We start from the raw sequence: 25,993 nt of genomic DNA on the forward strand, positions 1-25,993 counted from the left end.
ATAATACGCCTCATATTTAACAATGCAAGTTAGCTACAAGTTGACTTCTAATATTTACGAGAATATACTGAGTTCAATTCAGAATCAACAAAGTCACTATATTTTTTATACTGGATTGCATATTACTTATGGAGTGAACCGTTCACAGGGCTGGCTATGAAAAAACGCTCAGTTTGGCAGTCAGGGATTGTCCGCTACATCATTGGCGTTAGCTTAGGACTGTGGTTAATACGATTATTGCACTTTGTTTGGTTAGATTGGCTGACATGGTTTTTCTTACCATTGCTCTGGATTGGAAGTGCGATCGCAGTATTGATTGGATTAATTTGGGCGATTTCCTTTTGGGTGCGTGCCATCCAGAAAGGCTCATTTCTAAATCAACGGTGGCGACGCTTTTTTCCGCTGTTACTACAGTTATTAGGATTGGTAATTGAGATTATCGTCCCGTTTGAACAGTTTTGGCTAACGGCGAATTTTTATCAAAATTTGGCAAGTCGGCAACAAGTAATTGCGTTGGTACAGTCAAATCAAATTCGTGGAGGTATGAACAATATTGCTGCTTTACCGCCAGCTTACCATCACACTTCAATCAGCAAAGAAATTCAAACACAACGGGGAGAGAATGGATTATACATTTTGTTCTTTACAGCTAGGGTCTTTGGGGGGGCACAGGGATTTGTGTATAGTGAACAGGCTAAAATTCCCGATCAAAATTTATTTTTAGGATATCGATTAAGGGTAGAACATACAATTGATTCCTATTGGTATTATGTCACGATTGGAGATTAAGCTCATACAATTTAAATGCCAGGGATAGTGGTTGAAGGCTACTGAGGATTGTTAATTATGGAAAATGATGAAATTTAAGATTGGGATATTTGCGAGCGCCATTTTATTTGCAACTCAGCTTGGTATGGAACCAAGCCAAGCTATCCCTGCGTCAGAAGCCAAGCCACAGACTCCTCTACCTTATCCAACCGTGATATTAGGATTTGCTGGGGTTTTGCAACCGGACTGTGTTCGACAGGTTGAAGCGGGTGAATATCGCTGTGCAAAGCGTTGGGCAGAAGTAACCCATTTGCTCAAATCATTGGTTTATCAAGATGTGGAGTCCCAACTTATTCCACCCCTTCAACATCAACTGGCGATCGCAGATCAATCCTGGCATCAGTTTCAAACACAACACTGTCAACAGTTAACTCAACGCTTACGCAATACGCCAGATTTTCCAATTGCAACATCTGTCTGTTTAGCGCGATTAAATAACGATCGCATTCTAGAATTACAGAGAGGTGGTCAGATTATTACCCTCCAATCCCGCGATCCTCGATTTGAATCCTTACTCGATCGACTCAAATTGAGAAATTCATCGGTGCAACGTCACTGGGAGCAATATCAAACTCAGTATTGCCAGATCGAAAAAGCTCTATTCGTTTTTAACCCCCTGAGATTGGCGGAATGTCATCAGCTTCTCAGAGAGGCTCGACTTCACCAACTAGAAGACCTTTTGGCAGCACCTACTCGTGGCTTGGATCTCTTCAATAGTTTTGTGCTACCTGGAATTCCAGAGCTAAATTGTGTGGATAAGACACAGTTTGGGTTAAATCAATGCGTGGTCTATTGGTCGAAAACAACTCAGCTTTTGCAATCAAGCATTTATGGCGATTGGGCAACAAGACTATCGAAGCAGTATCAGCAAACATTTATGATCGCACAGAAATACTGGCAAGACTATCGTGAAGCACATTGTACTGAGTTGGTTGAACCTTTTAAAGAAAATTCTATGGCACCGATGCTCTATCATCGCTGTTTAGCTCGGCTAAATAACGATCGCATTGCGGATCTAAAGGGGATAGCTGTATATGATTCAGAAGACGAGCAGCAGCAAGCCCCAGTTACATCTGGACAAGATAAAACTCAAGCTCTTTGGGAGCGTTATCAAACTCAGTATTGCAAGTTTGAGTCACGGTTTTTTGGTAGTCAAACCAGAAGTAAGCAATGCCTAAATCGTTTAAATCTGGGACGTTTACGCCATATCAAAGCAATGATGAATACTCGATAAAGAGGAAAATAATACTAGTTTATGACTTCCTAGAAAATTTTCGATGTCAAATAGCATTGCTCCCTCTTGCAATTCCAGTCAATCTATTAATAAACTTTCTTCAGATTGAGGATAATGATTATTTTCTTTCAATCTAATTGCAGTTTCATCAGAATTCCAAATTACTTGGAAATCATCCTCTGTTTTGCATCTTCTCGTGGAATTATTGGAAATTGAGCCGATTTTTTTTTCCAGTATCCAATAATGTCTAAAAACAGCATGATGACAGTCCATATAACATGTCTCGTCAATTGCGATAGATTTTTTCCCACTAGGAGAAACAAAGTCAGTTCTACATCCTGCTCCAAAAATAAAAATTACTACAAACAATTGAAAAATAAATAAAGTTAAGGGCATTATCCCCAAGAATTGAGGTATAGACAATACGAATTTTAACCACCGAGACAAATTTGATTTAAAAATTAGGATAACTGCTGTAATAGAAATAATTAGGACTAAAATCGTCAAGAAAAAACTACTAAATGCTCCTCCTCTGAGTGAATATTTAGTATTTCCCGATAACCAAATCAAGGATATCAAGGATATAAAACCGAATATAGATAGTATGTATATGTAGAAAGTGGGACGATTTATAGGAAAAATATTGATATTCTTTTGAGTATTCATATAGAAAATTTTCGTGAAAATATATAAAAAATCCAGAAAACCAAGTTGAAGATATTAGCTATCATCAAATATAATTCTGATAATAGTCACAGTTTTTTGGTAGTCAAACCAGAAGGAAGCAATGCCTAAATCGTTGAAATCTGGGGCGTTTACGCCATATTAAAGCAATGATGAATACTCGATAAAGAGGAAAATAGTAGTAGTTTATGACTTCAAACGATTCGCAGTGAGGAAAACGATCGCAATCCCCAGCGTATAAGCAACCAAATCTCGCCAGTCGAAAGTAGATCCAATTGTTAAATGAGCTAGATGAGAGTTTCGCCAGCCTAAAATATCAATGAGATTAAGAAACTGAAGAAACTCAATCAAGTAGGCAAAGATGAGAGTTCCAATAGCAACTTTCTGTAGTGGAACTGCAATAAAAGCATGAACAAAGTAAGCAATCACCATGACAATTAAAACGTCGCCCAGTAACGGTCTAATCCAATCATCTCGGAAGAAGAGTGCAATTATCACAACTATTGCAAATAGAATCGCAAACAGGGTGAAAGAGGTAGGATTAAATCTCAACCACTTGAGATTAGAAAATTGTTTAGGCACGATTGATTTCCTGGGTTTGATTCGCCAGGATTGTAACATTGTTCTTTAAAATTGGACTAAATTGATGAATCCAATTAGTAAGCGATTTGATTTGTAGTCTATTGCGATCGCAATTAGTGACAGTTGCGATTCCCTTTGATAAAAGCAGTTTTAGGGATTGCACTGCATTTAACCCCTGGAGAACCAAATCCACTATATTGATCGAAACTTCCTTGAACCTGCAAATCTGGGGGAAGCTTGGCAATGCTAGTTTTGTACAAGAAAAGGTTTCCGTCAACTACCATTGCATTGGGCAGTTCTTCAATGTACGTACCGCTAATAGTTAGGTTGCCTTTGACGGTTAGTTGATTGGGCAGTCGTTTGAGATTGCCTTCCAGGGTAACGTTACGATTTATGATGCAGCGTCCTTCTTGTTCGAGCGCGCCAAATTTTTTCAGGCTTCCACAAGGCGCAGGGGGAGCCGGTTGCAGCAGATAAATTCCAACCACCACCAAGGGAAATATGAAAAGCAGCAATCGCCATCTTAGTTTTGAGAACATTTGAGCTAATAAATCCTAATTTAGGTTAACTTAATATCTTGCACATTTACGTATATGTACAGCAAAATCGAAAATCTGGGCGGTATAGCTACAGTATTTTTGTTTGCTTTTAACGATAAATTAATACTTTTAGCTTTATGCTGAGTATTTAATCTCACCATTTTTTGGGTGGAAGATGTGAGGAGTATGTCACTGGAAAATCCAAGTCCTTTAGCGATCGCGCTTACCCTTTGGAATATTGGCATTGTTTCCGAGCAGAACCTAATCGCTTGGGCTGATGCTCAGATTCTGGCGATTGAAAAACCTGCTGATGATTTACTGGAAATTGCTACTAAAGGTGCTAAAGTGTGCCTCAAACAAGGGCTGATTAAAACGCTTCCAATTGCTCTTGGCTACTCAGAGGAATTTTTTATTCGAGCTTATTTGTTGGATATCAAATGCGATGGCTCAATAAAATCCTTCATCGCTTGGGTTTCTCACAACTGCTGTGGGAGTACGGAAATCCCCGAAGCTTCATTAGGATATCATCTAGAACATCTATACTGCGATTGTGAGGATGTTGAGGCGGCGATCGCACTGCTACGGGTTGAACTTCCAAAAATCATGCCTCGTTGTGAATCCTTTGCTACTATGTTTTTGGAGCAAGTCTCTGGGTTAGAGCTATGCATTTAACCGCCCATCAAACTGCAATGATTGAAGTTGCTAGGGAGATTCGTTTCGCATTGGATCGCTTGAAATACCTCGATCCAGATGGAATGTGTTTGGCAATAGACTTAAATCCACCGCTTGGTTCAATGGCGATTCTAAAAGCATTGGAAATTCAGCTACCATTCGCCTATGCTGCTTTTTTGCTAGAGGTGGGAAATGGAGGGTGTTGGGATTGTGCCGAGCGCGACTGCTGGATGACAATTGATGAAATCATGCAGCATAATTGTGCTGAGTTATGGCATCAGTCACCGCCTGATTTCGTTCGTCAATTTATGGCAACAGGAAAACAATCTGATGCAGTCGAGTTACCCTATCTCTTAAATCTTAACGCCCTCCCTGGACTATTGCGGATTGGGTTATATCCCCCAGAGGAAGAGACTTACGGGTTATTTCTGACGCAAGAAGGACATGAAGTGAAAATTCAAATCTGCTTACAACCGTTGTTGACCTATGTTGTGATGGAACGCTATACGCCGAAGCAATGGTTACAAATGCACCTAAATTATGTCATTAATAGTATTTCCGAGATTGAAAAATCGCTCTCAATTTTGAATTCTCAACAAAGTCCGTATCTTCTTTTCCAAGGATTTTTAATGGGTTTGGCAAATGATAGGTTGAAGCTGTTTATTGAAAATTGTCCCGCAATTCCTTTAGAAAGAAAACGAAATTTGCTAGATGATATATGGTGGACATAGTAAAACCATTTTTGATGCAAGAAAAATGAATTGTTAACTAATATTATAGATTGCTTGATAAGTGCATTTACCTATATTTAGGTTATAAAATAGTATTTTCTGTATAATATATCTAACAATTATTATTAGAAACAATTTGATTATATGAACCGCAAACAATTATACTGGGCAAAAGACTATACTTATGAAGCTAGACAAAAAAAGATTGGTTGGCTAAATGAAATAATTGAGTCACTACATGAGCAACCAGAATTAGGAAAATATAAAGACGATGAAGACTCACAAGAGCTATTTACCCAGGAAACTATCACAGTTGCTCAACGTTTAATGAAATTAGTTATCCAAGAGGAGCCGAATAAACAGGATATTCGTGAGTTATATATATTGCTGAAAATTTATAAACATATTCGTAACTCCGCTTGGGACGATATTTGTAAATATGTGGAAAATTTGCATTGGGTAGTAAATATTTGGGAAACATTTCAGAATGTAATTGAATTAGATATCTGGCATGGTTGTGAGTATCAACGTTATTCAATTAAAGAACCATTAATTACTGAGGGTAAATATATCAGAGGTAGCTCTTCTATTGACACGCACGGTCATATTGTATTCAAATTAGAACAGAATTTAGAAGACAATAAGATTAAAATTATTTGGCAAATCCCAAATGAGACCGTTATTCCTGACGAATATATTCCACCATCAATCGAAGGAATTATCGAGGGGCTGATTCAATATTCTCATCTAGAAAATAAAGCTTTTTCATCCCTTAAAATTACTGTCTTTAATGGCAGTTATCACGAATATCACTCTAGGGAGTCTGATTATCGTATAGCTGCTGTCATCGCTTGGATGAATGCTTTAAAAACTGCTGAATTCATACCTCTTTAATGGTTAAGGTTGGAGAAATTCAAGCATTTAATCATTATTACAGCATTTTTCACCTATTTGAACCAGTTGCTGGATGAGAGATAAGCATGGAAAAACGTTTGTTCTAATTGATGGATATACACTAGCGATCGCACAAAGCGATTCAGGTGTATTATTCTCTGGTTGCCACAGTCGCAAAGCCATAACCAGATATGACGATTCGCTCCTAATTCAGTTTTTGGCACGTCATGCCCATCATGATACTTTTTGGCAATGCTTTCAGGCGCGTGAAATGTACGAGAATGAGGATAATCGCTTCTTTGTCAGGAATTGCCAGCAGCTTATTGGCGATACTCCAAAGGAGTCGCTACGCGAACGCAGTTGGAAACTACCGCAAGGTTATCAAAATTGGGCAGTTTGGGAACTGATCAATCACCTGTTTCAAAAGCATGGCGAGTCTTTCAATGAACCGATTTGTTTATGGCATCCGGGGAGTTACTATCCGATGTACGGTATTCCCTATGGCACAGCATTGAAGGTGATACAGGTTGCGCGTAATTGGAGGAATCTGCAAGAAATCGAGGGAATTGAACTGCTCAATGAAACCCAGTGGAATTTACGCTTTGCGTCTGCTGCGAGTCCTACTCACTCTTTACTAATTCCCCAGATTTTATCTGAGATTGAGGAAGCTGCTAGTATATATCTACTATTTTTTGAAGAAAAAGCACGCTTATATACACCCAATCAGGTTGCTGCAATTAGATATGAACTGCTGCATCAGATGGCTATCGCCAACCTACTCAACCGTGAAATCTCAGCAGAAATTCTTGCTCGTCTAGTTGCTTATCCAAATCTGCAACGCTGCGTCATTCAAGCTGAAAAGCTATGGCGCTATTTAAATGCTGCTTCTGTGAGCCAAGAAAAAAATAGTTTGTGTTTAGATTGGATGTTTTTTGATGCACCACTACCTCAACCTGACTTTCATCAGCTTTGCTTACAGCATTTTCAAAAAGCAAAATTGCAGTACCCGTATACGATTCCCTTTGAAGGCGATGGGAAGCAGTATCGACTCGTGACAGGAAATGTGTATCCCAATGCGATCGCCTTGTTAACGGTTTTAGAAATTACAATGACGATAAATGCAAATGCCTTATTTACCAACGTGAATGAGCCGACGTACCTAGAGTTAGTTGTCTGGGCTTCGCTGGAATCCTGCTTACCTCCCGTCGAAGATTGGGAAATGTCTGTTGATTGGAGAGGAAGAGAAGATGAGTTGCTCACTTTAGGAACAGATCCTTCCTTGCCTAAAGCTGAGTTTTTCTTGAACTGTTTAGCATCTCACCTGGCAAGACTCTGGCAAAATGGGGAGCGAACGGCGTTGAAACAAGGATTGCTCCCTTTGCAAAGTTATTTCCCTAAAGAAACCTACTTTCTCTACTGTCGAGGTCAGATGCTACTATCCGGGGAACTCCGATTTCACTATGGGGAATGGTTTGATGGGGGATTCCTCCGGCTTTTTCGGGCAGAACAAGGGGAGTCTTAACAATTCAAAATTCAAAATTAATGGCGATGGCTAGGAGGGCAAGGTGTATGGATTGCAAAGCACTAATTTACGACGCGGTAAGGAAACAGGCGATCGCACCAATATACCCCCATTCTTTGGTGAAGTGGGATATTTCCCAACAACCCCGGATAATTGAACAAATCGAGTTACCCTATGATTTTGAATCAGTACCAAGTATTGTTTTGTTACCGGATGGGGAAAGGTTTGCTGTGGCTCCTTCTGAGGTTACGCCAGAATTTGGGATTGAGATTCTTCGCTGGGATGATTTGTCCGTTTTGCAACGAGTTGACTTACCCCATGCACCCTATGAGGAGAATTCCCAGGAGGATGAGTATTATGGACATGGTAAATGTACTCATATTTCCTGGTTAGGATTAACACCTTGCCAGGGCTATTTATTGGTTGGTGAGGGTTGGGGAGATATTTATCTAGTTAATTTAGAAAGCGGTGAGCAGATTCGTTGGTTGCGTCGTTGGCGAGATTATAATGCTGCTTTTGCCATCGATCCACAAATGCAGTTTCTCATTGTTAATTCTGTAGACATGGATGAGTCCCATCAGTTTTACAGAATTGACAGTATGCTTGAGGATAAATTAACCTATTTGGGGGAATATTCAGGTGGTGTGCGTTGTCATCGTGGCAACTTGAGTTTTAGCCCAGATGGTCAGCGTCTGGCTTATACTGCATATCGATATCAAGGTGTTGATTTATTAAGTTTTCAGCTTGAACGCTCGATATTAAGCACTTTATCCCCGCAAACGCAGGAACCACTCAATGAAATATGGAAAAAATGGGAAAAATCGTCACAATATCGGGAGAAAATGTGGGGTCAATTCTTTCGGTTGTACCATGACCATGATGGATTAAATCCTTGGCAAAGTAATATCGTTTGGCTGGGTAACAACAGGTTATTGTGTGGTGTAGGGCAAATTCTGGCAGTGCTGTCAGCTCAGACAGGGGAAATAATCAAAACCTATGACGTAGATGCAGTAGTTAATACTTTGGTGTTTGATTACACATCTTTCCAAGCTATTGTTGCCACCAAGCAAGGGATAAAGGTGGTTGCGATCGCCTAATCAATGTAGCGGGAAAACCCATGATAACAAGTGAAGACATAACTGGCGGTGATTGAGATGGGTGTTTTCGAGGTGAGTAAATGTGGGAAGTTCAATATCTGAATGCAGAGTTACTCGATCTCAAACTTTGGGGCGAAGGCTGTCGCCTGTATCAGATTCGCCAAATGGGTGATGATGAGATTTGCTTGATTCAAAGGGATGATAACTGGCAAGTCGTTTACACCGAGCGTGGTGCGGTTCAACAACTGCTGTTTGAATTTACCGATGAGGCGGAAGCTTGTGAGTTTATGTATCAGGAGATTAAGAGAATCAAGCATCCCCATCTTGTGGGATTATTTCCCACTGATGATGAGGCAGAGCAATTGTGTCAGGTGTTGACTCAGTTACAAATTCAATTCTCTCACGACCCGCAAGGAAGGGTGAGAGTATACGATCAAGACATTTTTACAGTGGAGCGTCACTTTGGTTGCCAATTACCCCTGCGAAAATGGTTGACTGTTCCCGAACGAATTCACGTTACCCTCGCTCGATTGCGAAAATTCGATCCATACAATCGCTATGCCCAAATCACGACTAATCCGCCAATTGCTTCTGAAGCAAAGTTGAGCGCGTTAGAAGCACAACATGGAATTAAACTGCCTGAAGTTTACAGAACATTTTTGCTAGAAGTCTGCAATGGTGGCAATTGGGAACGGCTAGGAAATTACTGGTCGGCTGAGGAAGTTATGGCAAACAATTCTGCCCAAGTATGGAATCAGCCTTTACCTGAGTTCCTCGCAAAGTTGAAAGCAGCAAAATCGAGGGATTGGCTCAAAAATCCAGGAAATCAGCAATATCCAGGGTTGTTACGAATTGTCGATGGGGATAATCCTGTGCGGGATTTGTTTCTCACCCAGGAAGGATACGAGGTGGAAATTCAGGGGGATTGGATTCGTTTTTGTGAGTTTTCCCCAGAACAATGGCTCAAGGATTTTCTAGATGATATTCAATATGGGTTATCTACAATTGAAGGATTACTAGATTTTCTTCGCTCTGGGGAATTAATTCGAGATTATCCATACTTTCATTCTGTGAATTTTGCCAGACTCCTTGCAGAAATCATCGGAATCGATATCTCTCCTGAACTCACAAATGAGCAAGTGAAGATGAGCAGTGAAATAGATTATAAAATCAACCAATGGCGAATTAAGAATATGGGTAAGATGCGGTACAACTTTGGGTTTAATGCAGAGCAAACTGAGATGCGAATTCAACGAATTTTAAAAAGGTTGGAGTACATATATAATATATTGTATCCCTAAATGACCCATCATCTGGATCTATTTTTCCAGTGTGAGTGTGCTAGACCTGGCGTTTGCTGATTTTTAATTTTTTAATCTGAAAATTTAATTAACCTTTACAGACTTACAACCTAATCTTCATCGGCTAATTTAAAAATGTGAAACTTGCGCGAAAATAATTATTTTTATGCAGTTATAGCCACAGTCATATAATTTACGTACAACTACCCATGTTATATTTATTTTTCTAGAGTAAGAAATAAATATACATAAAAATGTTGATGAAAATAGGTTTATAAAAGCTATGAAAAAAATACTTTTATTAGCGATGTTGTCTGCTATCCCAAGCATTATTTTTTCCAGTCCCTCTTGGGCTTCTGTTTATATCCAATATTCCAATAAGGACTCGGACAAACATGTAATGAAAGTCCAGATGGATGGTTCAACGAAAGAAGTTACATTCAATGGTCGTACGACTGGAGCCGCAACGATACAAGGTAGCGGTAAAGCTGCTGTTATTGAAACATCTTGTGGAAAAGTCGAAGTCAAAGATGGCTCTAAAATCGAAATCAAAGACGGCTGTATCAAAGTATTATAAGTAAATTAAACCCGATCTATGACGAAACCTGGAGCTTTTTTAACGATTGAAATGCGTCATTTCGACATCAGGTAGACGTTATTCTAATCAATCGTTAAAACTCCATTAATTATCCAAAATCATATTTATATGATGTCGTATCTGTTGTCTGAAATACATGGATTATACGTTCTATTCTCTCGCTCATAAAAGCTAAATCTTCTTGTTCTAAAGTATAAGAATGTAAACAAATCAATTCTTCTACAATTTTAGGAACATCTTCTGCTGAGACGACATTTAAATACCCGTCATGAAAATGACTGATTAATTGTAAACCAAGAGACTTACAAGCCGGCAACCAAAATTGATAAAATATTTCCCTAGTTGCAACAGGAATCACCTCATAATTCCCGGTATTAATTTGGAGAATTCCCATCTCTATTGTCATCTCATTATGTCGTAATATTTCAGACTCAAATCTATTGAAAATTATATAATTACTGCGTTGGTTGCCAAATACAGCAGATTTCGTGATTATGAGGTACAAATTATCATCATGAAACTCTTGTGGGGTGGCATATTGCCCGCCCAAAGTGTACATCATTACACCGGAAAGTGCTGTATATTCAAGAATTATGCAGGCTGGATTACATACATCATATTAAGAGCCATAATTACATTTACTATCGCTAAACTGAGCAAATTCACTCTGATATTTTTCAGGACTATATAACGGTGCTGCTTGCTGTGTTGTAATTTTTTTCAAGCAGATTAAGCGATAAATTTTTCAAGGGGCGACAAGCTCCCTAAAGTGCTTGCTGTATAAGCTCCATAGCCCTTAAACCTCGCTGATAATATGCTTGCTTATTGCGAATGGAAGCGACCAGTTCCTCGACCAATACTTGACACCCTTGCCAAGCAACTATCCAATTAAAACCATACAAACCTATCCAAAAATTGCTGTGCCTTTTTTCAGCTTTACTTTGCTCTTGAGAACGACAGACATAAGATTGTTGTCGCTGTAATTTAATTTTTTGACCTTGTAACCAAGCACTCGTCATTGCTAAAGCAATTAAGAATATTAAACGTACAAGTCTATCAGGGTTGGCTTGGGAAGTTTCTAAATTGTAACCGCCTGTTTTACAATCTTTGAACATCGCCTCAATCCCAAAACGTTGAGCATATATTTTGATGGCAGTGTTTAAATCAGGTAAATTAGTTAATAAATACCAAGCTTCCTTATCTTGCTTTCCCCGATACTTCCTTTTCCAATAAACAGCTAAATTGAACCAACCAAAACCTTGTTTTTGAGTAACTTTAACATCGGGATAAAAGGAGCGAATACCAGGATAAATTTCAATGCTACTTAAAGGCTGAAACTTCTGTCTTTTTTTCCGAAAAGTAGTATCTTTTTTTTGACGGAATACAAAACCTATGTTCTGCTTGTGCAGCCATTGTGCCAGTTCTACACTGTGAAATTCTCTATCCCCAATAATTACTAGTTTGTATTTTTTTAATAAGCGAATTACTGGGCGTAATACTTTTTGCTGTTCTTCTAAATTACTGCTACCGTCTTTCTCCAACAAGCACCAATATATTGGCCACGCTCTTTTTTGATAAATCACGCTCACCATCAACACATTATTTTCTTTCCACTGTGTTCTATCCATCGCAATGGTTAATTGTGACCCTATTTTAAAATGTTGGTTAATTATTGCTTCAATGATGGGAAACCATAATAAGACTATACTCAAAGCATTCGATGTTAAAAACCTTTGTATATGCCGTCTACGACTGTTTTGTTGTATTGGTAGAGGTAAGGTTGCTGCCAGTCTTTCTATCTTCACCTGTTTCTGATTTTGTAACAACCACACCAACATCTGTAGGGTGATTAACTGTGCTTTATTTAGGTATTTTTCTAAGAAGTTTTGGTAGAATGATGCCAGCATTTTGATGACGGTCTTGATCAAATTACGAGACCGTTCTTTTTTACCATTAAACTGTACCCTACAGGTAGCCGCTTAATAACTGTACAGTTCATTCTCAATAAGCACCCAATTTTTTCAAGGGTTATGTGCCTCCTAAACCTTTATCTGGCGGGGTTTAGAGGCGATTGTCGCCCCTTGAAGATAAATTTCCAATCTACCATATGTACTAATTGGATTGGCTCCATTTTCTTGAGCTTTACCTTCAATTGCTACTTTTTTGTACCAAAACAAAGCCTTTTCTATATCTATTGGAGTACCCAAACCTTGCTCGTACATCTGACCAATTTTTTGCCAAACAAAGGCATTATCACTATTAATGAGAACCGCTAAGGCTTCTGTGTAACGTTTGGCTTCGTAGAGCGCATCACCATATTTGTGTATTACCCAGTTATTATTAGGAGTTAATATATATATTTGGCGTAGAGATTCAAGATAATTCCCAGCATTTTTTGGGATTGTTCGCAAGTTGATGAATTTTACACTTGGGTCGCTAAAAGCAACAAATTCCATCAGGGTTTCGGACAATAATTTTCCAGAAGATGTTTCCTTGGCTTTATGCAGCCATTTGCTAGCTTCATTTTCATCTTTTTGTAAACCCATCAATCCAGAAAAATAGGCTCTGTAGAGAAAATATGCAGCAGGTGCATAATCAAGCTCGGCTGATTTGTGATACCATTTCAAAGCTGATTGGCGATCGCTCTGTTTTTTAATGCCAAATTCTTCCAAATTGTAGGTTTTTGCCAGCCAGTAACAAGCAACTGCATCATTTCGATCGGCTAAGGGTTGTAGCCGTTTGCGGAGAGCGATCGCTTTTTGGTGGTTAAATTTACCAAATTCAAAAATCTGATTAAATTCGGTAATTTCTGCTGGTGAAATTTGAGTTTTTAAGGGATATTTTTCTGATTGAAGTTCTACTTTATAAGTTGTTTTGGCATCAATATATCCAGATTTACCGTTAATTTTCACCTTCCATAACTGGGGTAATAAATTTTCCTTTGCAGACTTAACTGTGATAGAAGATATTGATTGATGAGTATCACTAGATATAGATGGAGTTGAAAACAATGTTATCCCAGTTATCGCTACTAGCAAAATCAAGGGATGGTGAATATGAGATTTCATATTTGTGACTTCATAAGTAGTAATGTCACTTATCCATAGCTCAAAACTAGCTCAATTGTCATCCCTAAAAATCATCGGATACACGAAACCAATACCAATCACCGTACAAGTAAAATACTTGGTAATTAGCAGTACCAAATGGACTTCCTTCACTATTCGGTTGATGGACAAAACCATAGGATATGGTATCAGGACTTAGACCATCACCACCCCAGAAGACACGAAAATATACACCACCACGAGAATCCATAGCGTATTCATCAACTTCATATAAACCGAGTTTGCGGTTTAATTTGATATTTCCTTTTGCAGAAATAGGAAGTTGTACCCGAACTTGTTCAAACGCCGATTGCGATATCATAAATGCTAAACGACGCGGTATATAGAACTTGAGCAGGACATAACAAACTAAAACTATCCCTGCAATGATAGCAACTTCTCTCCAGGGTACAAAAGTTTGCCTTCTAAGTCTAATACTTTTCAAATCCCGTCTTCCTAAAGTTCTCAATCCCCAGAAGAGAATTGCCAATACTGCAAATGGTACACAAACAATTGACACCAGCATAACTGGAAAAAAGAAACTATTTAATGCACCAGGGTAAATACTGATAATTAGAATTGCGACACCAATCAACAAGGTTATACATATTGCTATTTTGCCAAGTATTTTTATCTGAAGATTATCCATAGTTAATTGAAGATTTTCATCCTAACAAGCATTGCATTATTGCGATAATTTTCCTGAGTTGTGATGCGATTACTTTGGTTTGGGTTCCCAGTTAAAATCATGAGGACAATCGCATTCTTGAGCTTGGTTGCAGTTAATTACCATCATGCTAAAGCAAAAATTTAGGAGAGTCCCGTTATCAAATTTTACTTGTAAATTGCCTGGACTACGAAAACCAGCACCATGATAACCAACAATTTGATACTTAGAGCTTAAGTTTGAGCCATTAAAGAAATATGCTTTAGGGCTGAAGCTATTGTCACCCTTTAAATCATTTAAACAAAAAGCTTTTGTGATATATCTTTGGGCGATAATTTCTGCTTCTTTTGGAGATGGATCACCAATTGCACTGAGAAAGGTATCGGATATTTTGGCAATTTTATGAGCTTTATTACAGTCAACTATATGAGTTTTTAAAAAGTTTACTGGGAAGGCAAAACGTAATAAACAATAAATTAAACCTAGTGTTAGAATTCTAATAATCAAGATTGGAGTAAGTTTTTTCATTGATGCCAAGGGATAGTGCTGTCCTAACTTTGTGTTGCTGATAGATAAAGTTTGTTCACGAAGTGCTACAGATGATGGTAAGCAAGCTGAATTGTGTATATCGTTCCAAAGAAGACTCTAACAACATCTGAGGTGTATCGGCAACATTCCAACGTACCAATTTATAACGCTTTTGATCAACAGTTAAAGTAATCGCCTCTTGCTTACTCGGATCGTAAATTAAAGTTTTGCCGTTCATCTTGAGAGAAACTCGCCAGTTTTTAAGTTAATTTTAATCGCAGATTCTGTTGAATTTCGGTTTGCTTCCAAGGGAATCTTTACCCACTCACCAACGCGATCGGGTGAACCAAAAAGACAATCACAATTAAACTTTGTAATTACAAAAGGAGTAAAACCAAGTCTAAATTTTAATTCCCCGTGGTATGTGTCACATCCTGTAGAAGTATCTGGTGGAGAACATGTATAGTTGTATAAATATACTGTTGTAGGATAGTCTTTAGATGCCACAGTTTCAATGTTTGGCGCATCAAATCCAGACGATATCAAAATGATAAATGAGACAAACAAAAATAGCACACTCGATAATAATAAATATAGAAAAATAAAAGTTCGCTTTTTTCTAAATGGTAAATATTGAGATTTTTTAAATAATAAAAAACCAAAAATAAAACTTAGTAACCATATAATTATAGAGAATAGAAATTTAGCATCTTCCAAAGTTGGAATAGTTGGTAAAAATATAATTCCAATACCCAGAAATGGGGTAGTCAGAAAAACCAGAAGTTTGAAATTTCGATGATACATTTTCTTGCATTTACTAAAATTATTGGCATAACAGCCACCGCCCTCGTGTCCACTTTCAGGTATGGTTAGGTGCTAACTGCCATGTTTTTTCGACTGACTCACCATGAAAACTAAGCCAGAAGCAACAATTTGATAAGGAATGAGCAAAACCGCCCCAATGATAGCTTTAAAAGTCCACCCAATGCCCATAGTCGATCGATAAAGTTTTATTGCTTCGTCTCTGAATTCTGGAGCAATATTTCTGAGTCGGTCTTCGTCTGACCAGCCATTAAAATCAAAACCCAGATAATCAAGCCGCATCTGGGCATATAAATCTGGTAAATATGCCAACAAAGTAACTAGAAGTACGCACGTCATCAAAGATAGAAAACTGCTTAATAGCAAACTAGTTATATAACCTTTCCGCCTTAACAGAAAAGGTATGGCAAATGGCGTTATTACCATCATTACCAGAATAAAAAAATAAATTGCCGAAGAGATATACTGCATTTTTACCTAACTATTTATTCCACAGGCGAAAATCACATCATTAATTGTACTTACTGAACTGAGTATTAATTTTGATAAGCAGGCAGTTGACAGTTGCTAAAAGCCATTATTATTAAGATTTTCAGTATTTTAATGATGGTATGCTTCTTTACGTCAAACTATATTAGTAAACCTCGTCGATCGCAGTTTGCTTGTGTACCCGATCGCTCTCTTCCAGGTCTTACCCAAGCTATATCTCGATCAGAATCCAACGTCATTTGTGTATCTCGCTCTACATCACTTTGAAATCCACCACGGGTTGAAAATCCTGGATTGTTGCGAGGACTGGTAAACATATGATAAACAATTACTGCCTCTGTCCGTCCCCAAAGATATTGTTGCGCTAGGGTGTCCGCGCCCCTCGCATCTCCAACAACAAAACATTCGTTTTGAGCGATCGCGCGATCGCTCAAAGGACGGTAATGGATCTCAAATTCTGCTTGAGTTATATCAAGGTGTCCACTGATAAAATTAACAACCTTTTTACTTCTCATCTGCTGGCTTTCCATATATTCACAACTTTTGCCCATATACTACTTTTGTAGTATATATGCTACAATGAATTTATTCGATTGAACTGGAGTTATGCGAACAATTGTAGTTGGCGATATTCATGGTTGCTATGCAGAATTGCTTCAACTATTAGCCAAAGTAGAAATTACAGAAGAAGATTGTTTAGTCTCCTTGGGGGATATTGTCGATCGCGGGATTGATTCAGTCAAGGTGTATGATTTTCTCAAGAATCGTCCTAATACTATCGTCTTGATGGGTAATCACGAACGCAAACATCTCAGGCAAACTCTTTCCTACTCCCAGGAAATTGTCAAATTACAATTTGGCGACAGCTATGACGAATTTTTAGAATGGATTAGTCATCTACCCTATTATCATGAAACCGAATCGGCAATTTTCGTTCATGCTGCGGTGGAAGATGGTATACCCATCGAGGAACAAAGGGAAGAGGTTTTATGTGGTTGCACTGCGGGTGAAAAACACCTGGGAAAACGCTACGGAGATAGTTCTTGGAGTCAGTTATATACTGGTGTTAAGCCAGTAATTTTTGGTCATCGCGTTGTTGGAGACAATCCCCTCATAATTCCCCAAAAAACCTACGGTATTGATACTGGAGCCTGTCATGGAGGGAGATTGACAGCCATAATTTTACCTACTTTTGAAATTATTCAAGTACAAGCAGCTAAAGACTATTGGCAAGAAGAGATAGTTAAATGGCAGTTGCCAGTGATGAATGCTAAACCCTGGGGTAGTTATAAGTGGGAAAAAATTCAGGCGATTTGTGATGAGTTTAGAAATTCTGCAAATTCAGAATTATCGGCTTTTATTGCCCAGAAGGAACAGTGGATGTACGATTTACTTGCCCTTGCTCCCAAAATAATCTTGAAAGTAGAGGAAAAGCTGGCGGAATTGATTTCTGTTTATGGTAACGATGGGTTCAAAAAACCAGCTCGTTGTTTTAGCTATGCCACCCTACTATATCAAGCTAATGCTAGCAATCTGACAAGCAAATTTCTCCAACAAGCCCTGCCGACACCAGATAAGTGGTTGCAAATCATGAAGGAATTGGAAGTTTAGCCTGGTAACAGGTGTACTTATCCCTAAAGTCCAATTATTAATCCCAATAGAATTGTACCTACTGGACTGATTATTGATTTTGATGATTAAATTTTTACCAAAAGCGATTCTCGTTCCCAGAGGCTGAGTCGCAAGCGACACGCTACGCGTTTACGCAGTATAGCGAAGCTAATGCCAACGCGTAACATCTCCAAAAGGGAAATCGCTTAATACAATCCCACCAATACAAAATAACCATCCCGAAACAAGGCTTAGGATTAACTAATCATATTTTTAACTCAGTACACATCCTCAGTTCCACTGAAGTAATAAAACGGCAAGTTTTTCTGAATCACTAACTCTACTAGCATTACACCCAGTGGTTCATATTCGTAGTAATATCTAACTTGACTGTTGGTTCCAGGAAGTGGTGGTTGAGCGCAGGCTGCACCAGGAGAACCGCAAGTTACCTTCACAGGTATAAGTAAAATTCCTACTCCTAATACAAGTATCAATTGTTTCATTGCAATCGTTTACTCGTATGGCTTTTAATGTGTTCAAAATTACTATACATATTCTGCTCGCATAGTTTTATATGGATAATGTTTAAGTCGCTTGCCTATAAAAATTGGTTATTTTCAGATGGTAGTAGACAGAGCAGTAGTTTCAGTGGTGCAGGGGGGAGAACGGTAGTGTGGAGATACATTTTCTTAGCTCTTAAACATCTCCTGTCTACTGGTTTATCAATCCTTAGTATCTACAATTATGTGCGACTTTGACAAAGGCTTCATTTTATGTACTTGCAAGGACAAAGAAAAACCCATTGTGCATAACAAAAATTCGAGGCGATACAAACAGGAGCAAGCAACGACTCCCAAGGTGTATCGATGGTATTTATCTACATTTAAAAGATATAAAAGCGACGACGAGCCGCTAATGGAAGGGCTATACGAACTTCCTGCGGCGGATATAGGCAAAGGACTAACGGACGATTGGGTTTTGCTCAATCTCAATTACAGAAATTGCTTTGATGTTGACTATACACCCCAAGAGGGCGATAACCTTGTCATCCAAGATGCTCATAAGGAATGGGTTTATCTATCTTTTATTTTCCAAAATGGAGGCTGGGAAAGAGGACATTACGACCCATTTGATACTGTCCAAACTTTAACCATGAACGGAGAAGTAAAACAAGTAGGTTCTCTTTCAATCGGTTTCCCCTGCGAGTAGGACTATAATAGATCCGGAAACTTGTTGCAGATTTTTGCAGTAGCTGTTCGAGGGTAATATTTAGAGTTAAGTTACAAATGGGCAAATGCTTCTCCCAGCAGATAAGGATGTCCACTAACTCCATCGATTAAGGGTTTAATTTGCTGTACGTCCCCATCGAAATTGTATTTTTCTGCTAATAAAAGCACATTTTCAGGGGCAGATTGATGTTGTTATACAGCCTGTTTCCGAATATTGTTCTTGCAAATGTGCCAACACTTGGGAGGTGATCGCGCAAGCAAAGGTGGAACGCTATTCCTTAGCGCTTTATGATCACCCAACTTACTTGTCCCAAAATCGAACTAATCAGTACTTCTTACAATACCTTTGCCAAAATAAGAGCCTACAAAAATTTTGCCAGTTTTTGCCAAAATTACCCATACGTAAACCTTTTGCTGACAAGGTGGCTTGGAGTGTCAGAGCCTATATACTCTGGGCAATATACTAAAAAATACCTTGCGGGAAACCTGAAAGGTATTTTTAGAACTGATTGTTTTTGCCCAGCTTCAGAGGAATCAGAGTTTGTACATCCAATCACCCTCGTAAATTGGCAAAGGTATTGTCTTAGGTGGATTATTTCTACGATCCCTGTGGTGGGCGTTCACCTATTTCCACAAGGAGGTTCGCACTGAACCCGAAGCTACAATGTGGGTAGTTTATTTCTCAATACCTTTTTGCGATAGCGTTCGCGTTCGCGTAGCGTGTCCGCAGGACTCAGCGTCTCGTAGAGAAGCGCTGCTGCTTACTTCTGCGGAGAAGCAAGCTACGCGGAGCGTCTGCTCCAGAAGCGCAGATCGCTGTTTATTCATCAATACTTGTTGCGTAAAGAAACGCAGACTTTCAATCTGCTCGATTTCATTTGTTGTTAATCGAGTTGGTATTTCTTCGTACCAGTTTCCCTGACTGTAGCAGGTTTGCATCACAGGAGTATTATCCCCATGACGGTAAACACTCAGAGTATTGCTATCTAGGCTGGCACTCAACTCCCGTCCTTTGATACGGTAGTTATTGGTAACAAGCATATAGTCAGTAATTATAAAAGGTAGATGTTTGAGAGTAGAAGGCAGAAGGGTAACAGAAGCATGAATAGGGGAAGATTGCTCTTCCAGGATTTGTTGAGCAGTGGATAGACGGTTTTCTTCTGAAATATCCTGTTGTGGGTGCTGTTCCTTCAGATGCGGCTGTACTTTTTTCTTAACCTTATTTGCTTCCGACGTGGGTTTATCTTCTAATTTTGGTTGTATTGTCGAAATTTGATCTGGATAATTACTATTTAGTACTTTTGTACTCTCAAGTATTTTGGAGTTACTATCGGTATCGTCATTACTATCACTTGTACTGCTGTTAGTAGGTTTATCACTATATAAGTAATCATTATTACTTGGTATTTGGCTATTTATGCGGTTAATTGCTCTGGCTTTAGCTTGTTGAATTACTTCTTTATCTTTATCTGGGTCGTACATTATTCCATATTCAGACCGCAGTTTGTTCCAGCTATAAGGTTTGTATACTTGATAACCTGCAATTTTTACATCATTATGAATGTAGGTAAAGCCTAGTAGTTCTTCCCCCTGCATCTTAGGCAATACTCCAATGTTATTTTCCTCCAGGCGTTGAATGAACGTAGAGACGGTGGGACTATCCTTAATAGCTTCTCCTATTGCTTGGCGAATAATTTCCTTACTGCTTGGGGTTTTGTGCTTACTGTTGACTGCTCTAATGCTTTTTGATCGGTTGGGACTGGTGAGTGTAATTATTCCGTACTCTTGCTCTAACCTAGAGGCGACGGCTTCATTTGTTGTCGGTGTTACTTCCAATCCTAGTTCCGCCGCGATGCGTCTAGTTGAGACTTGGGAGTTGAAATAATCATAGGAATCATTAACTAAGCTGCCATCTAACCGAATCCGGGAGGTGATTATATGCAGGTGTTCGTGGTTGCGATCGTGGTGGCGTACTGCAACAAACTGACTCGTAGCTGCTACAGATGATTCTTCTTTGGGCAAGTATCCCATATCCTTGAGATATTCTCTTGCTACATAGCCGTACTGACTGTTGGATAAATGCTCGTGGTAGTTCGGGCGGTGTGCGATTGAGATGATGAGGTGAGCGCACTGCCGTTTAACTGCTTTGTTGGTGTACTTGATGGTGAGAAACTGCTGGTTAAATTCATCTGGCTTTGTTCCCATCATATTAGTATCGACAATCGCAGCATCATCTTTCCCCAAGACATACTTGAGCGTGTCGAGAAAATTGGGTTTTTTGTAGATGACGGGAATCAAATTGAGACAGTTGAAAGTGGGGGCTATATAACCTATAATGCCTTATTTATCTTGGCTTGAGGGTGATTTATCGGGAATGTCTATGTTAAATGCAGCTGCGATGGTCTGATCTACAAGTGCGATCGCCTTATTAACAGTATCCAAAATTTGCTGGTTGTTTGTTTCTTTCGCTAAGTGAGATAACATCATCAGTTCGCTTTTAAGGTTTCCAGCAGTGGCGCGGATAGTTATCAAGTCGGCAGACGGTTTTGCCGTTAGTACCCGCCTTAATCCACAGGAACGTAAATACTCAGATGCAGTTACCCCTGTGGCGATCGCTTTTTCCTCAATGGTAGTTTTCTCTTCCTCCAAGAGGTATACCTTGATAGATTTAGTTCGCTTTACGGGGTCATTTACCATACCTTAGTTATCAAAAAGTAAATATAAAACAGAAGTAGTATTTATTAGAACTACATGATAAACGATTGTATTGAATATATTATCAATTAATCTAATTTATTGCGAATAATTTAAGAATAAAATAACCCCATTGAACATACCTTGTTTTAGTTCTGGATTGTGCGACAACAGCAATAGTTTATTGTAGAACGGGACTGATGTTAATTCATATGCAGAGAGGGTTGTAGAGTTTTGTTCCAAGACGATTGATGTTTGAAGTAATGCTAAAATAATTGGGTCAATTTGCCCTCAGAATACCTCAATCATGGGAATTGTAAGAGTTTATGTATCAGTTAACAACATATTTTTATTTAAAAAACTAGACTTAATTTTCAATTGATTGGGGTAATTAGTGTGTGAATTGGGGTAGTTAGGAGTAAATACGGGGGTAAGTTCCCCTACAGTGTGGTTAAAGTAAGAGTATTGACAAATAACTGACTGAAAAGCTTGGTTTGCAGATTATATAGAAGTAAAGGTATGGCAAGAGCGAGTAAGCCTGCTGATTCTGTTGAGTTGGCGCGAATCATGCGGAATAAGGATACTGAAGATGGGATAGTAATTAGCTATCTCCAGTCGAAGAAGCGAGGGCAAACTGAGTTAGTATGTGAGGCGCTGCGGGCGTATTACCTACCGTTTGCGTTATCGGCTGCGGGAGTATCTGGTATGGAATTGCAATTGGCCCTCCATGATGCGATCGCGCAACTTGAAGCCCAGATAATTAAGATGAAACGGACATTTGGGATGGAGGGATTGCCCCAGGTAGTTCTTGTTAATCCTCATAGTGGAATTTTCCCGCAGGGTGTGATTGGCTTACAACCAACAATTGGAACTAATGGTGTGGGAGTAACTCCTGTTTCAGCTAATTTAGTTCCCCCTTCGGTTTCTTTTTTTGATTCCAATGAGCCAAGTCCTGACTCGCTACCTGTTACGGCAGAATCAGTAGGGTCAAATGTTTTGGAAGAAGATTCTGAAGATGATGGGTTCTTTAATGATGATGAGGATGACCCGATTGCTAAGGCAGAAATAGAAGTTGATGCAGGATTTCGTCTGGAGTGAGGAGATAGTGAAACTTTCAAAATCTAAGCCTATCTTGTTGTCCCAAGCTTTTCCACAGACTTACCTCTTTAGGTTGTATTCATTCAAGCCAACACTATTCCCAAGCCTCGTAAATTAGCGATGCTATGTTGTAATGGAAAATTTGAGTAATGAGGTATAAAAATAAAGGAATATCCAAAGATTATGTCAAAAGGCAGTATATAGGAAACTTAGGAAAGTTAGAGAATAAAATTGCAGTCGTTACAACGTATGGCGTATTTTGTGAAATGAGATTTCCTCAAATACTAGGAAGGGAGAGATATGATTTTTTAATTAGTATTACTATCCTGATTCAACTTCTGCAAAATATCCTCCAACTCTTGCTGATAACGCCCATACTCAGCCCAATTTCCTTGCCGCAGTGCTTCCTGCGCTTTTTGATAAGTGGTCAATGCAGATTTAGCCAGATTTGGAACTTCTCCCGTGACAGGACTAGGTATTTGCTTCTGTTCTGGAACGCCACCGAAAATTGCTGCTAGAGATTGTTCTAAAGTTTCTTCCATCACCACAGCTTTGTCATAAGCAACAATTACCCGCTTTAGTTCAGGTAACTCGCCCTGTTCTGCTCGCAGATATACTGGTTCGACGTAGAGTAAAGATTGGTCAATGGGAATCACTAACAAATCTCCGCGAATTACTTTAGAACCTGCTTGGCTCCATAAAGTAAACTGCTGAGAAATTTGCGGTTCTTGATCAATTCGCGCTTCAATTTGTCGAGGGCCAAAGATGAGTTTTTGTTTGGGGAACTCGTACAACAACAACTTCCCATACTCGTTGCTATTGGAACGCGCCGCCATCCAGGCAATCATGTTGTCTTTGTTAGCGGGGGTGAACGGTAAAATCTGGATAAATTCTTCCTTCACTGCTCCTGGTAAGCGCATAATCATGTAATAAGGCTGCATGATATGCTCACTGCCTTCATAGGTTTCGATGGGTAAGCGCCACAAGTCTTCCCGGTTGTAGAACAATTCTGGGTCGTTCATGTGGTAGACAAGATACATTTGCGCCTGGATTTTGAAAAGGTCTTGGGGATAGCGAAAATGCGCTTTCACCTGGGATGGAATTGCGGAGTTGGGTGTAAATAGGTGAGGAAAAATCTTTTGGTAGGTACGCAGTACGGGGTCAGTTTCATCAACAACAAAAAACTGCATTGTGCCGTCATAAGCATCAACTAATACCTTAACTGAGTTGCGTAGATAGTTGATATCACGGTGTAAAAACTGTTCAATATTTCCGCCTTGAAGAATTTCGGCGGCGTTTTGAGTGTGTGCTACTGGTTCAGAATAGGGATAGCGATCGCTCGTTGTATACGCATCCACAATCCACTGTAATCTACCATTAATTAGCACTAAATAAGGGTCGCTATCCAAATGCAGAAATGGTGCAACATGACTCACCCTTTCCTGAAGCAAGCGGTAGTAATGGATACGAGATTGTTGATGAAAGTAATTAGAAATTAATATCTGAAGGCTACCCAAGTCATAAGCATACGCTAACCTGTGCCACATCGTTGGGATGGGTACACCACCTTTACCGTTGTAATTAGTATAAGCATTACCATCACCTAAAGGATAGTCAAACTCTTGGGTTTTTGTCCCTGTAAAAATATAGTTATCGGTTTCTTCGCCATAATAAATTGCTGGCTGGTTCACCTGAAGATTCACCCCAGAAACAGGGGGAATATCTTTGATATACAGTTGGGGTAAACCATCCGAGGTGACTTGCTTAACTGGACTCATCACTAAACCGTAGCCGTGGGTATACTTCAAACGTTGGTTAACCCAAGTTTTCGCCTCTTGGGGTAACTGAGAATAAGCTAGTTCCCTTCCCGACAGCATCACCTGTTGATAATCACCATTCACGGTATAACGGTCTACATCCACGCTCTGAAATTGGTAATAAAGTCGAATCCCCTGAATTTGGCGGTAGGTACTGAGAAGCGGACGGTAGTCCCATAAGCGAATGTTGCGGATAGTTGGCTGGTTCAACTGCAAAACTTGACGATTTAATTGGGCTGCGGCTGTATAGTTTTGCCGTTGTACATCGTGCAAATGATAGGCATTTTGGGTGAATTGGATGTTGTTGGCGATGTAGGGTTTTTCTTTAGTTAATTCGTTGGGTTCAACGATGAATTGTTGCACAAACCAAGGGTAAACTCCGTCAAGCAGAATTAAAGCCACGAAAAATAGTACAATCCCCAACATGGGTACAGCATAACTTCTGCGCCTTATTGAGAGAAGCAACAGGACGGCGACTACTAACGCAATGATACTTGTCACCCAGTAGGCAAATAACCGCGCATGGACATCAGTGTAACCAGCACCATACACAACACCATTAGTTGAGTAAAGTAGGCTGTAACGTTTCAGCCAGAAATCAACAGATACTAATCCGGCGATAGCTGCAAATAGCCAACTTAAATGACTTTTAGCTTTGCCATTGAGGGTATTTCGTTCGTTACGCCGTTGTGGTGTAAAACTGCCTTTGAGGAAATAAACCAGAATAGTTAATATTAGTCCCCAAACCAAAGCGAATAACAACCAGTTGCGAATAGCTTCGTAAAGCGGTAACTGGAAGACATAAAAGCCGATGTCCTGTTGAAAGATGGGATCGCTATTACCAAAACTAGTAGGATGCAGATATTTAAGAATAGTTTCCCACATTAGGGTACTAGCACTCGCTGCGCCAAACCCAATAAACAAAATCAACGCTAAAGCTAGGAAATTGATGAATTTATCGCTATATTCTGCCAATGCGCTGTCTTCAAACAAGCGAAAGTAACGATGCCGCGTATGGTGCATGGCAATCTGATAGTTTCTCCAGAGAAACATGGTGTAGAACGCAAAGGTGACAATCCAGATCAGGATTTGCCAAGTCAACCTTTTCCAAAATACTTCGGAAAAACCAACAGTATCAAACCACCATGCTTCAGTCAGAATATGCACTAGTATTTTGGATAGAGACAAACCAACAATCACAATCAGGATGATTATTAAAATGCCTCTGTACTTCAGGTTCATAATTTTG

General features: G+C 39.3%; 29 protein-coding genes and 1 pseudogene. 13 read left to right on the forward strand and 17 right to left on the reverse strand.

All coding sequences use genetic code 11. From position 1 onward, the window contains the following. Positions 1-156: 156 nt before the first annotated feature. Entirely contained in the window at positions 157-789 is a 633-nt protein-coding gene (locus H6G75_RS19690; RefSeq protein ID WP_190981690.1) for a hypothetical protein, read from the forward strand. 64 nt (positions 790-853) lie between these two features. Further along, on the forward strand, positions 854-2,062 hold the full coding sequence (locus H6G75_RS19695; RefSeq protein WP_242051577.1) for a lysozyme inhibitor LprI family protein: 1,209 nt from the start codon (positions 854-856) through the stop codon (positions 2,060-2,062). A 78-nt stretch (positions 2,063-2,140) separates the two neighbouring features. Here H6G75_RS19695 and H6G75_RS19700 read toward each other — a convergent pair whose 3' ends face one another. The 3 genes from H6G75_RS19700 to H6G75_RS19710 form a co-directional block, all read right to left on the reverse strand. Beyond that, the gene (locus tag H6G75_RS19700; RefSeq protein ID WP_242051578.1) at positions 2,141-2,728 is read right to left on the reverse strand and encodes a hypothetical protein; all 588 of its coding nucleotides are present in this window, start codon (positions 2,726-2,728) and stop codon (positions 2,141-2,143) included. Positions 2,729-2,932: 204 nt separating this feature from the next. Continuing rightward, on the reverse strand, positions 2,933-3,328 hold the full coding sequence (locus H6G75_RS19705) for a DUF2809 domain-containing protein (RefSeq protein WP_313934875.1): 396 nt from the start codon (positions 3,326-3,328) through the stop codon (positions 2,933-2,935). Between the two features lie 113 nt (positions 3,329-3,441). Further along, positions 3,442-3,867 (reverse strand): hypothetical protein, encoded by a 426-nt coding sequence (locus H6G75_RS19710; protein WP_190981692.1) that lies wholly within the window; start codon positions 3,865-3,867, stop codon positions 3,442-3,444. Positions 3,868-4,053: 186 nt separating this feature from the next. On the opposite strand from H6G75_RS19710, the gene H6G75_RS19715 reads away from it, so the two are divergent. The 7 genes from H6G75_RS19715 to H6G75_RS19745 all read left to right on the forward strand — a co-directional run bounded on the left by H6G75_RS19715 (position 4,054) and on the right by H6G75_RS19745 (position 10,661). Further along, positions 4,054-4,539, forward strand: a complete 486-nt coding sequence (locus H6G75_RS19715) for a hypothetical protein (protein ID WP_190981693.1) — start codon at positions 4,054-4,056, stop codon at positions 4,537-4,539. Continuing rightward, positions 4,530-5,270, forward strand: coding sequence for a hypothetical protein (locus tag H6G75_RS19720; RefSeq protein ID WP_190981694.1), 741 nt, complete (start codon positions 4,530-4,532; stop codon positions 5,268-5,270). The genes H6G75_RS19715 and H6G75_RS19720 overlap by 10 nt, the downstream gene beginning before the upstream one ends. 144 nt (positions 5,271-5,414) lie before the next feature. Next, positions 5,415-6,164, forward strand: coding sequence for a hypothetical protein (locus H6G75_RS19725; RefSeq protein ID WP_190981695.1), 750 nt, complete (start codon positions 5,415-5,417; stop codon positions 6,162-6,164). 73 nt (positions 6,165-6,237) lie between these two features. Continuing rightward, positions 6,238-7,686 (forward strand): hypothetical protein, encoded by a 1,449-nt coding sequence (locus H6G75_RS19730; protein WP_190981696.1) that lies wholly within the window; start codon positions 6,238-6,240, stop codon positions 7,684-7,686. A gap of 47 nt (positions 7,687-7,733) precedes the next feature. Further along, complete coding sequence (locus H6G75_RS19735; protein WP_190677850.1) at positions 7,734-8,783, forward strand: WD40 repeat domain-containing protein; 1,050 nt, start codon at positions 7,734-7,736, stop codon at positions 8,781-8,783. An 80-nt stretch (positions 8,784-8,863) separates the two neighbouring features. Next, positions 8,864-10,084 carry an SMI1/KNR4 family protein gene (locus H6G75_RS19740; protein WP_190981697.1) on the forward strand — a complete coding sequence of 407 codons (1,221 nt, stop codon included), beginning with the start codon at positions 8,864-8,866 and terminating at the stop codon, positions 10,082-10,084. A 283-nt stretch (positions 10,085-10,367) separates the two neighbouring features. Then, complete coding sequence (locus H6G75_RS19745) at positions 10,368-10,661, forward strand: hypothetical protein (protein WP_190981698.1); 294 nt, start codon at positions 10,368-10,370, stop codon at positions 10,659-10,661. A 109-nt stretch (positions 10,662-10,770) separates the two neighbouring features. Here the strand turns inward: H6G75_RS19745 and H6G75_RS19750 are convergent, their stop codons facing one another. The 9 genes from H6G75_RS19750 to H6G75_RS19790 form a co-directional block, all read right to left on the reverse strand. Then, positions 10,771-11,244, reverse strand: coding sequence for a hypothetical protein (locus H6G75_RS19750; protein WP_242051579.1), 474 nt, complete (start codon positions 11,242-11,244; stop codon positions 10,771-10,773). 202 nt (positions 11,245-11,446) lie between these two features. Further along, a complete protein-coding gene (locus H6G75_RS19755) occupies positions 11,447-12,589 on the reverse strand; it encodes an IS4 family transposase (RefSeq protein ID WP_190981699.1) in 1,143 nt (380 codons plus the stop codon). Positions 12,590-12,721: 132 nt separating this feature from the next. Continuing rightward, positions 12,722-13,750 (reverse strand): tetratricopeptide repeat protein, encoded by a 1,029-nt coding sequence (locus H6G75_RS19760; RefSeq protein ID WP_190981700.1) that lies wholly within the window; start codon positions 13,748-13,750, stop codon positions 12,722-12,724. Positions 13,751-13,814: 64 nt separating this feature from the next. Next, the gene (locus H6G75_RS19765) at positions 13,815-14,315 is read right to left on the reverse strand and encodes a hypothetical protein (protein ID WP_242051580.1); all 501 of its coding nucleotides are present in this window, start codon (positions 14,313-14,315) and stop codon (positions 13,815-13,817) included. 192 nt (positions 14,316-14,507) lie between these two features. Then, positions 14,508-14,984 (reverse strand): hypothetical protein, encoded by a 477-nt coding sequence (locus H6G75_RS19770; protein WP_190981702.1) that lies wholly within the window; start codon positions 14,982-14,984, stop codon positions 14,508-14,510. Positions 14,985-15,039: 55 nt separating this feature from the next. Next, positions 15,040-15,222 (reverse strand): hypothetical protein, encoded by a 183-nt coding sequence (locus tag H6G75_RS19775; RefSeq protein ID WP_190981703.1) that lies wholly within the window; start codon positions 15,220-15,222, stop codon positions 15,040-15,042. Then, positions 15,219-15,788, reverse strand: a complete 570-nt coding sequence (locus H6G75_RS19780) for a hypothetical protein (RefSeq protein ID WP_190981704.1) — start codon at positions 15,786-15,788, stop codon at positions 15,219-15,221. The genes H6G75_RS19775 and H6G75_RS19780 overlap by 4 nt, the downstream gene beginning before the upstream one ends. Before the next feature lie 72 nt (positions 15,789-15,860). Then, positions 15,861-16,145: a hypothetical protein gene (locus H6G75_RS19785; protein WP_242051581.1), complete on the reverse strand. Its 285-nt coding sequence runs from the start codon at positions 16,143-16,145 to the stop codon at positions 15,861-15,863. 290 nt (positions 16,146-16,435) lie between these two features. Then, complete coding sequence (locus H6G75_RS19790) at positions 16,436-16,810, reverse strand: hypothetical protein (RefSeq protein WP_190981706.1); 375 nt, start codon at positions 16,808-16,810, stop codon at positions 16,436-16,438. A 91-nt stretch (positions 16,811-16,901) separates the two neighbouring features. Here H6G75_RS19790 and H6G75_RS19795 point away from each other — a divergent pair, with 91 nt between their 5' ends. Next, positions 16,902-17,906 (forward strand): metallophosphoesterase family protein, encoded by a 1,005-nt coding sequence (locus tag H6G75_RS19795; RefSeq protein ID WP_190981707.1) that lies wholly within the window; start codon positions 16,902-16,904, stop codon positions 17,904-17,906. 278 nt (positions 17,907-18,184) lie between these two features. Here the strand turns inward: H6G75_RS19795 and H6G75_RS19800 are convergent, their stop codons facing one another. After that, a complete protein-coding gene (locus H6G75_RS19800) occupies positions 18,185-18,409 on the reverse strand; it encodes a hypothetical protein (RefSeq protein WP_190710412.1) in 225 nt (74 codons plus the stop codon). Positions 18,410-18,821: 412 nt separating this feature from the next. Between H6G75_RS19800 and H6G75_RS33060 the strand changes: the two genes are divergently transcribed. Next, complete coding sequence (locus H6G75_RS33060; RefSeq protein WP_190709141.1) at positions 18,822-19,115, forward strand: hypothetical protein; 294 nt, start codon at positions 18,822-18,824, stop codon at positions 19,113-19,115. A gap of 71 nt (positions 19,116-19,186) precedes the next feature. Here H6G75_RS33060 and H6G75_RS33065 read toward each other — a convergent pair whose 3' ends face one another. From H6G75_RS33065 to H6G75_RS19815, 3 genes are all read right to left on the reverse strand, one after another. Beyond that, entirely contained in the window at positions 19,187-19,303 is a 117-nt protein-coding gene (locus H6G75_RS33065; RefSeq protein ID WP_242051582.1) for an AAA-like domain-containing protein, read from the reverse strand. Between the two features lie 507 nt (positions 19,304-19,810). Beyond that, a complete protein-coding gene (locus H6G75_RS19810) occupies positions 19,811-21,433 on the reverse strand; it encodes a relaxase/mobilization nuclease domain-containing protein (protein WP_242051583.1) in 1,623 nt (540 codons plus the stop codon). 42 nt (positions 21,434-21,475) lie between these two features. Next, entirely contained in the window at positions 21,476-21,832 is a 357-nt protein-coding gene (locus H6G75_RS19815; protein ID WP_190981709.1) for a plasmid mobilization protein, read from the reverse strand. 516 nt (positions 21,833-22,348) lie between these two features. Here H6G75_RS19815 and H6G75_RS19820 point away from each other — a divergent pair. After that, on the forward strand, positions 22,349-22,927 hold the full coding sequence (locus H6G75_RS19820) for a hypothetical protein (RefSeq protein ID WP_190981710.1): 579 nt from the start codon (positions 22,349-22,351) through the stop codon (positions 22,925-22,927). Between the two features lie 158 nt (positions 22,928-23,085). Beyond that, positions 23,086-23,205 (forward strand): annotated as a pseudogene (locus H6G75_RS33070) (IS701 family transposase); the annotation flags it as partial. A gap of 30 nt (positions 23,206-23,235) precedes the next feature. Here the strand turns inward: H6G75_RS33070 and H6G75_RS19825 are convergent. Then, on the reverse strand, positions 23,236-25,986 hold the full coding sequence (locus H6G75_RS19825; protein WP_190981711.1) for a UPF0182 family protein: 2,751 nt from the start codon (positions 25,984-25,986) through the stop codon (positions 23,236-23,238). Between the last annotated feature and the right edge of the window lie 7 nt (positions 25,987-25,993).

The sequence above is a fragment of the Nostoc sp. FACHB-280 genome, from assembly GCF_014697615.1.
Taxonomy (GTDB): domain Bacteria; phylum Cyanobacteriota; class Cyanobacteriia; order Cyanobacteriales; family Nostocaceae; genus Nostoc_B.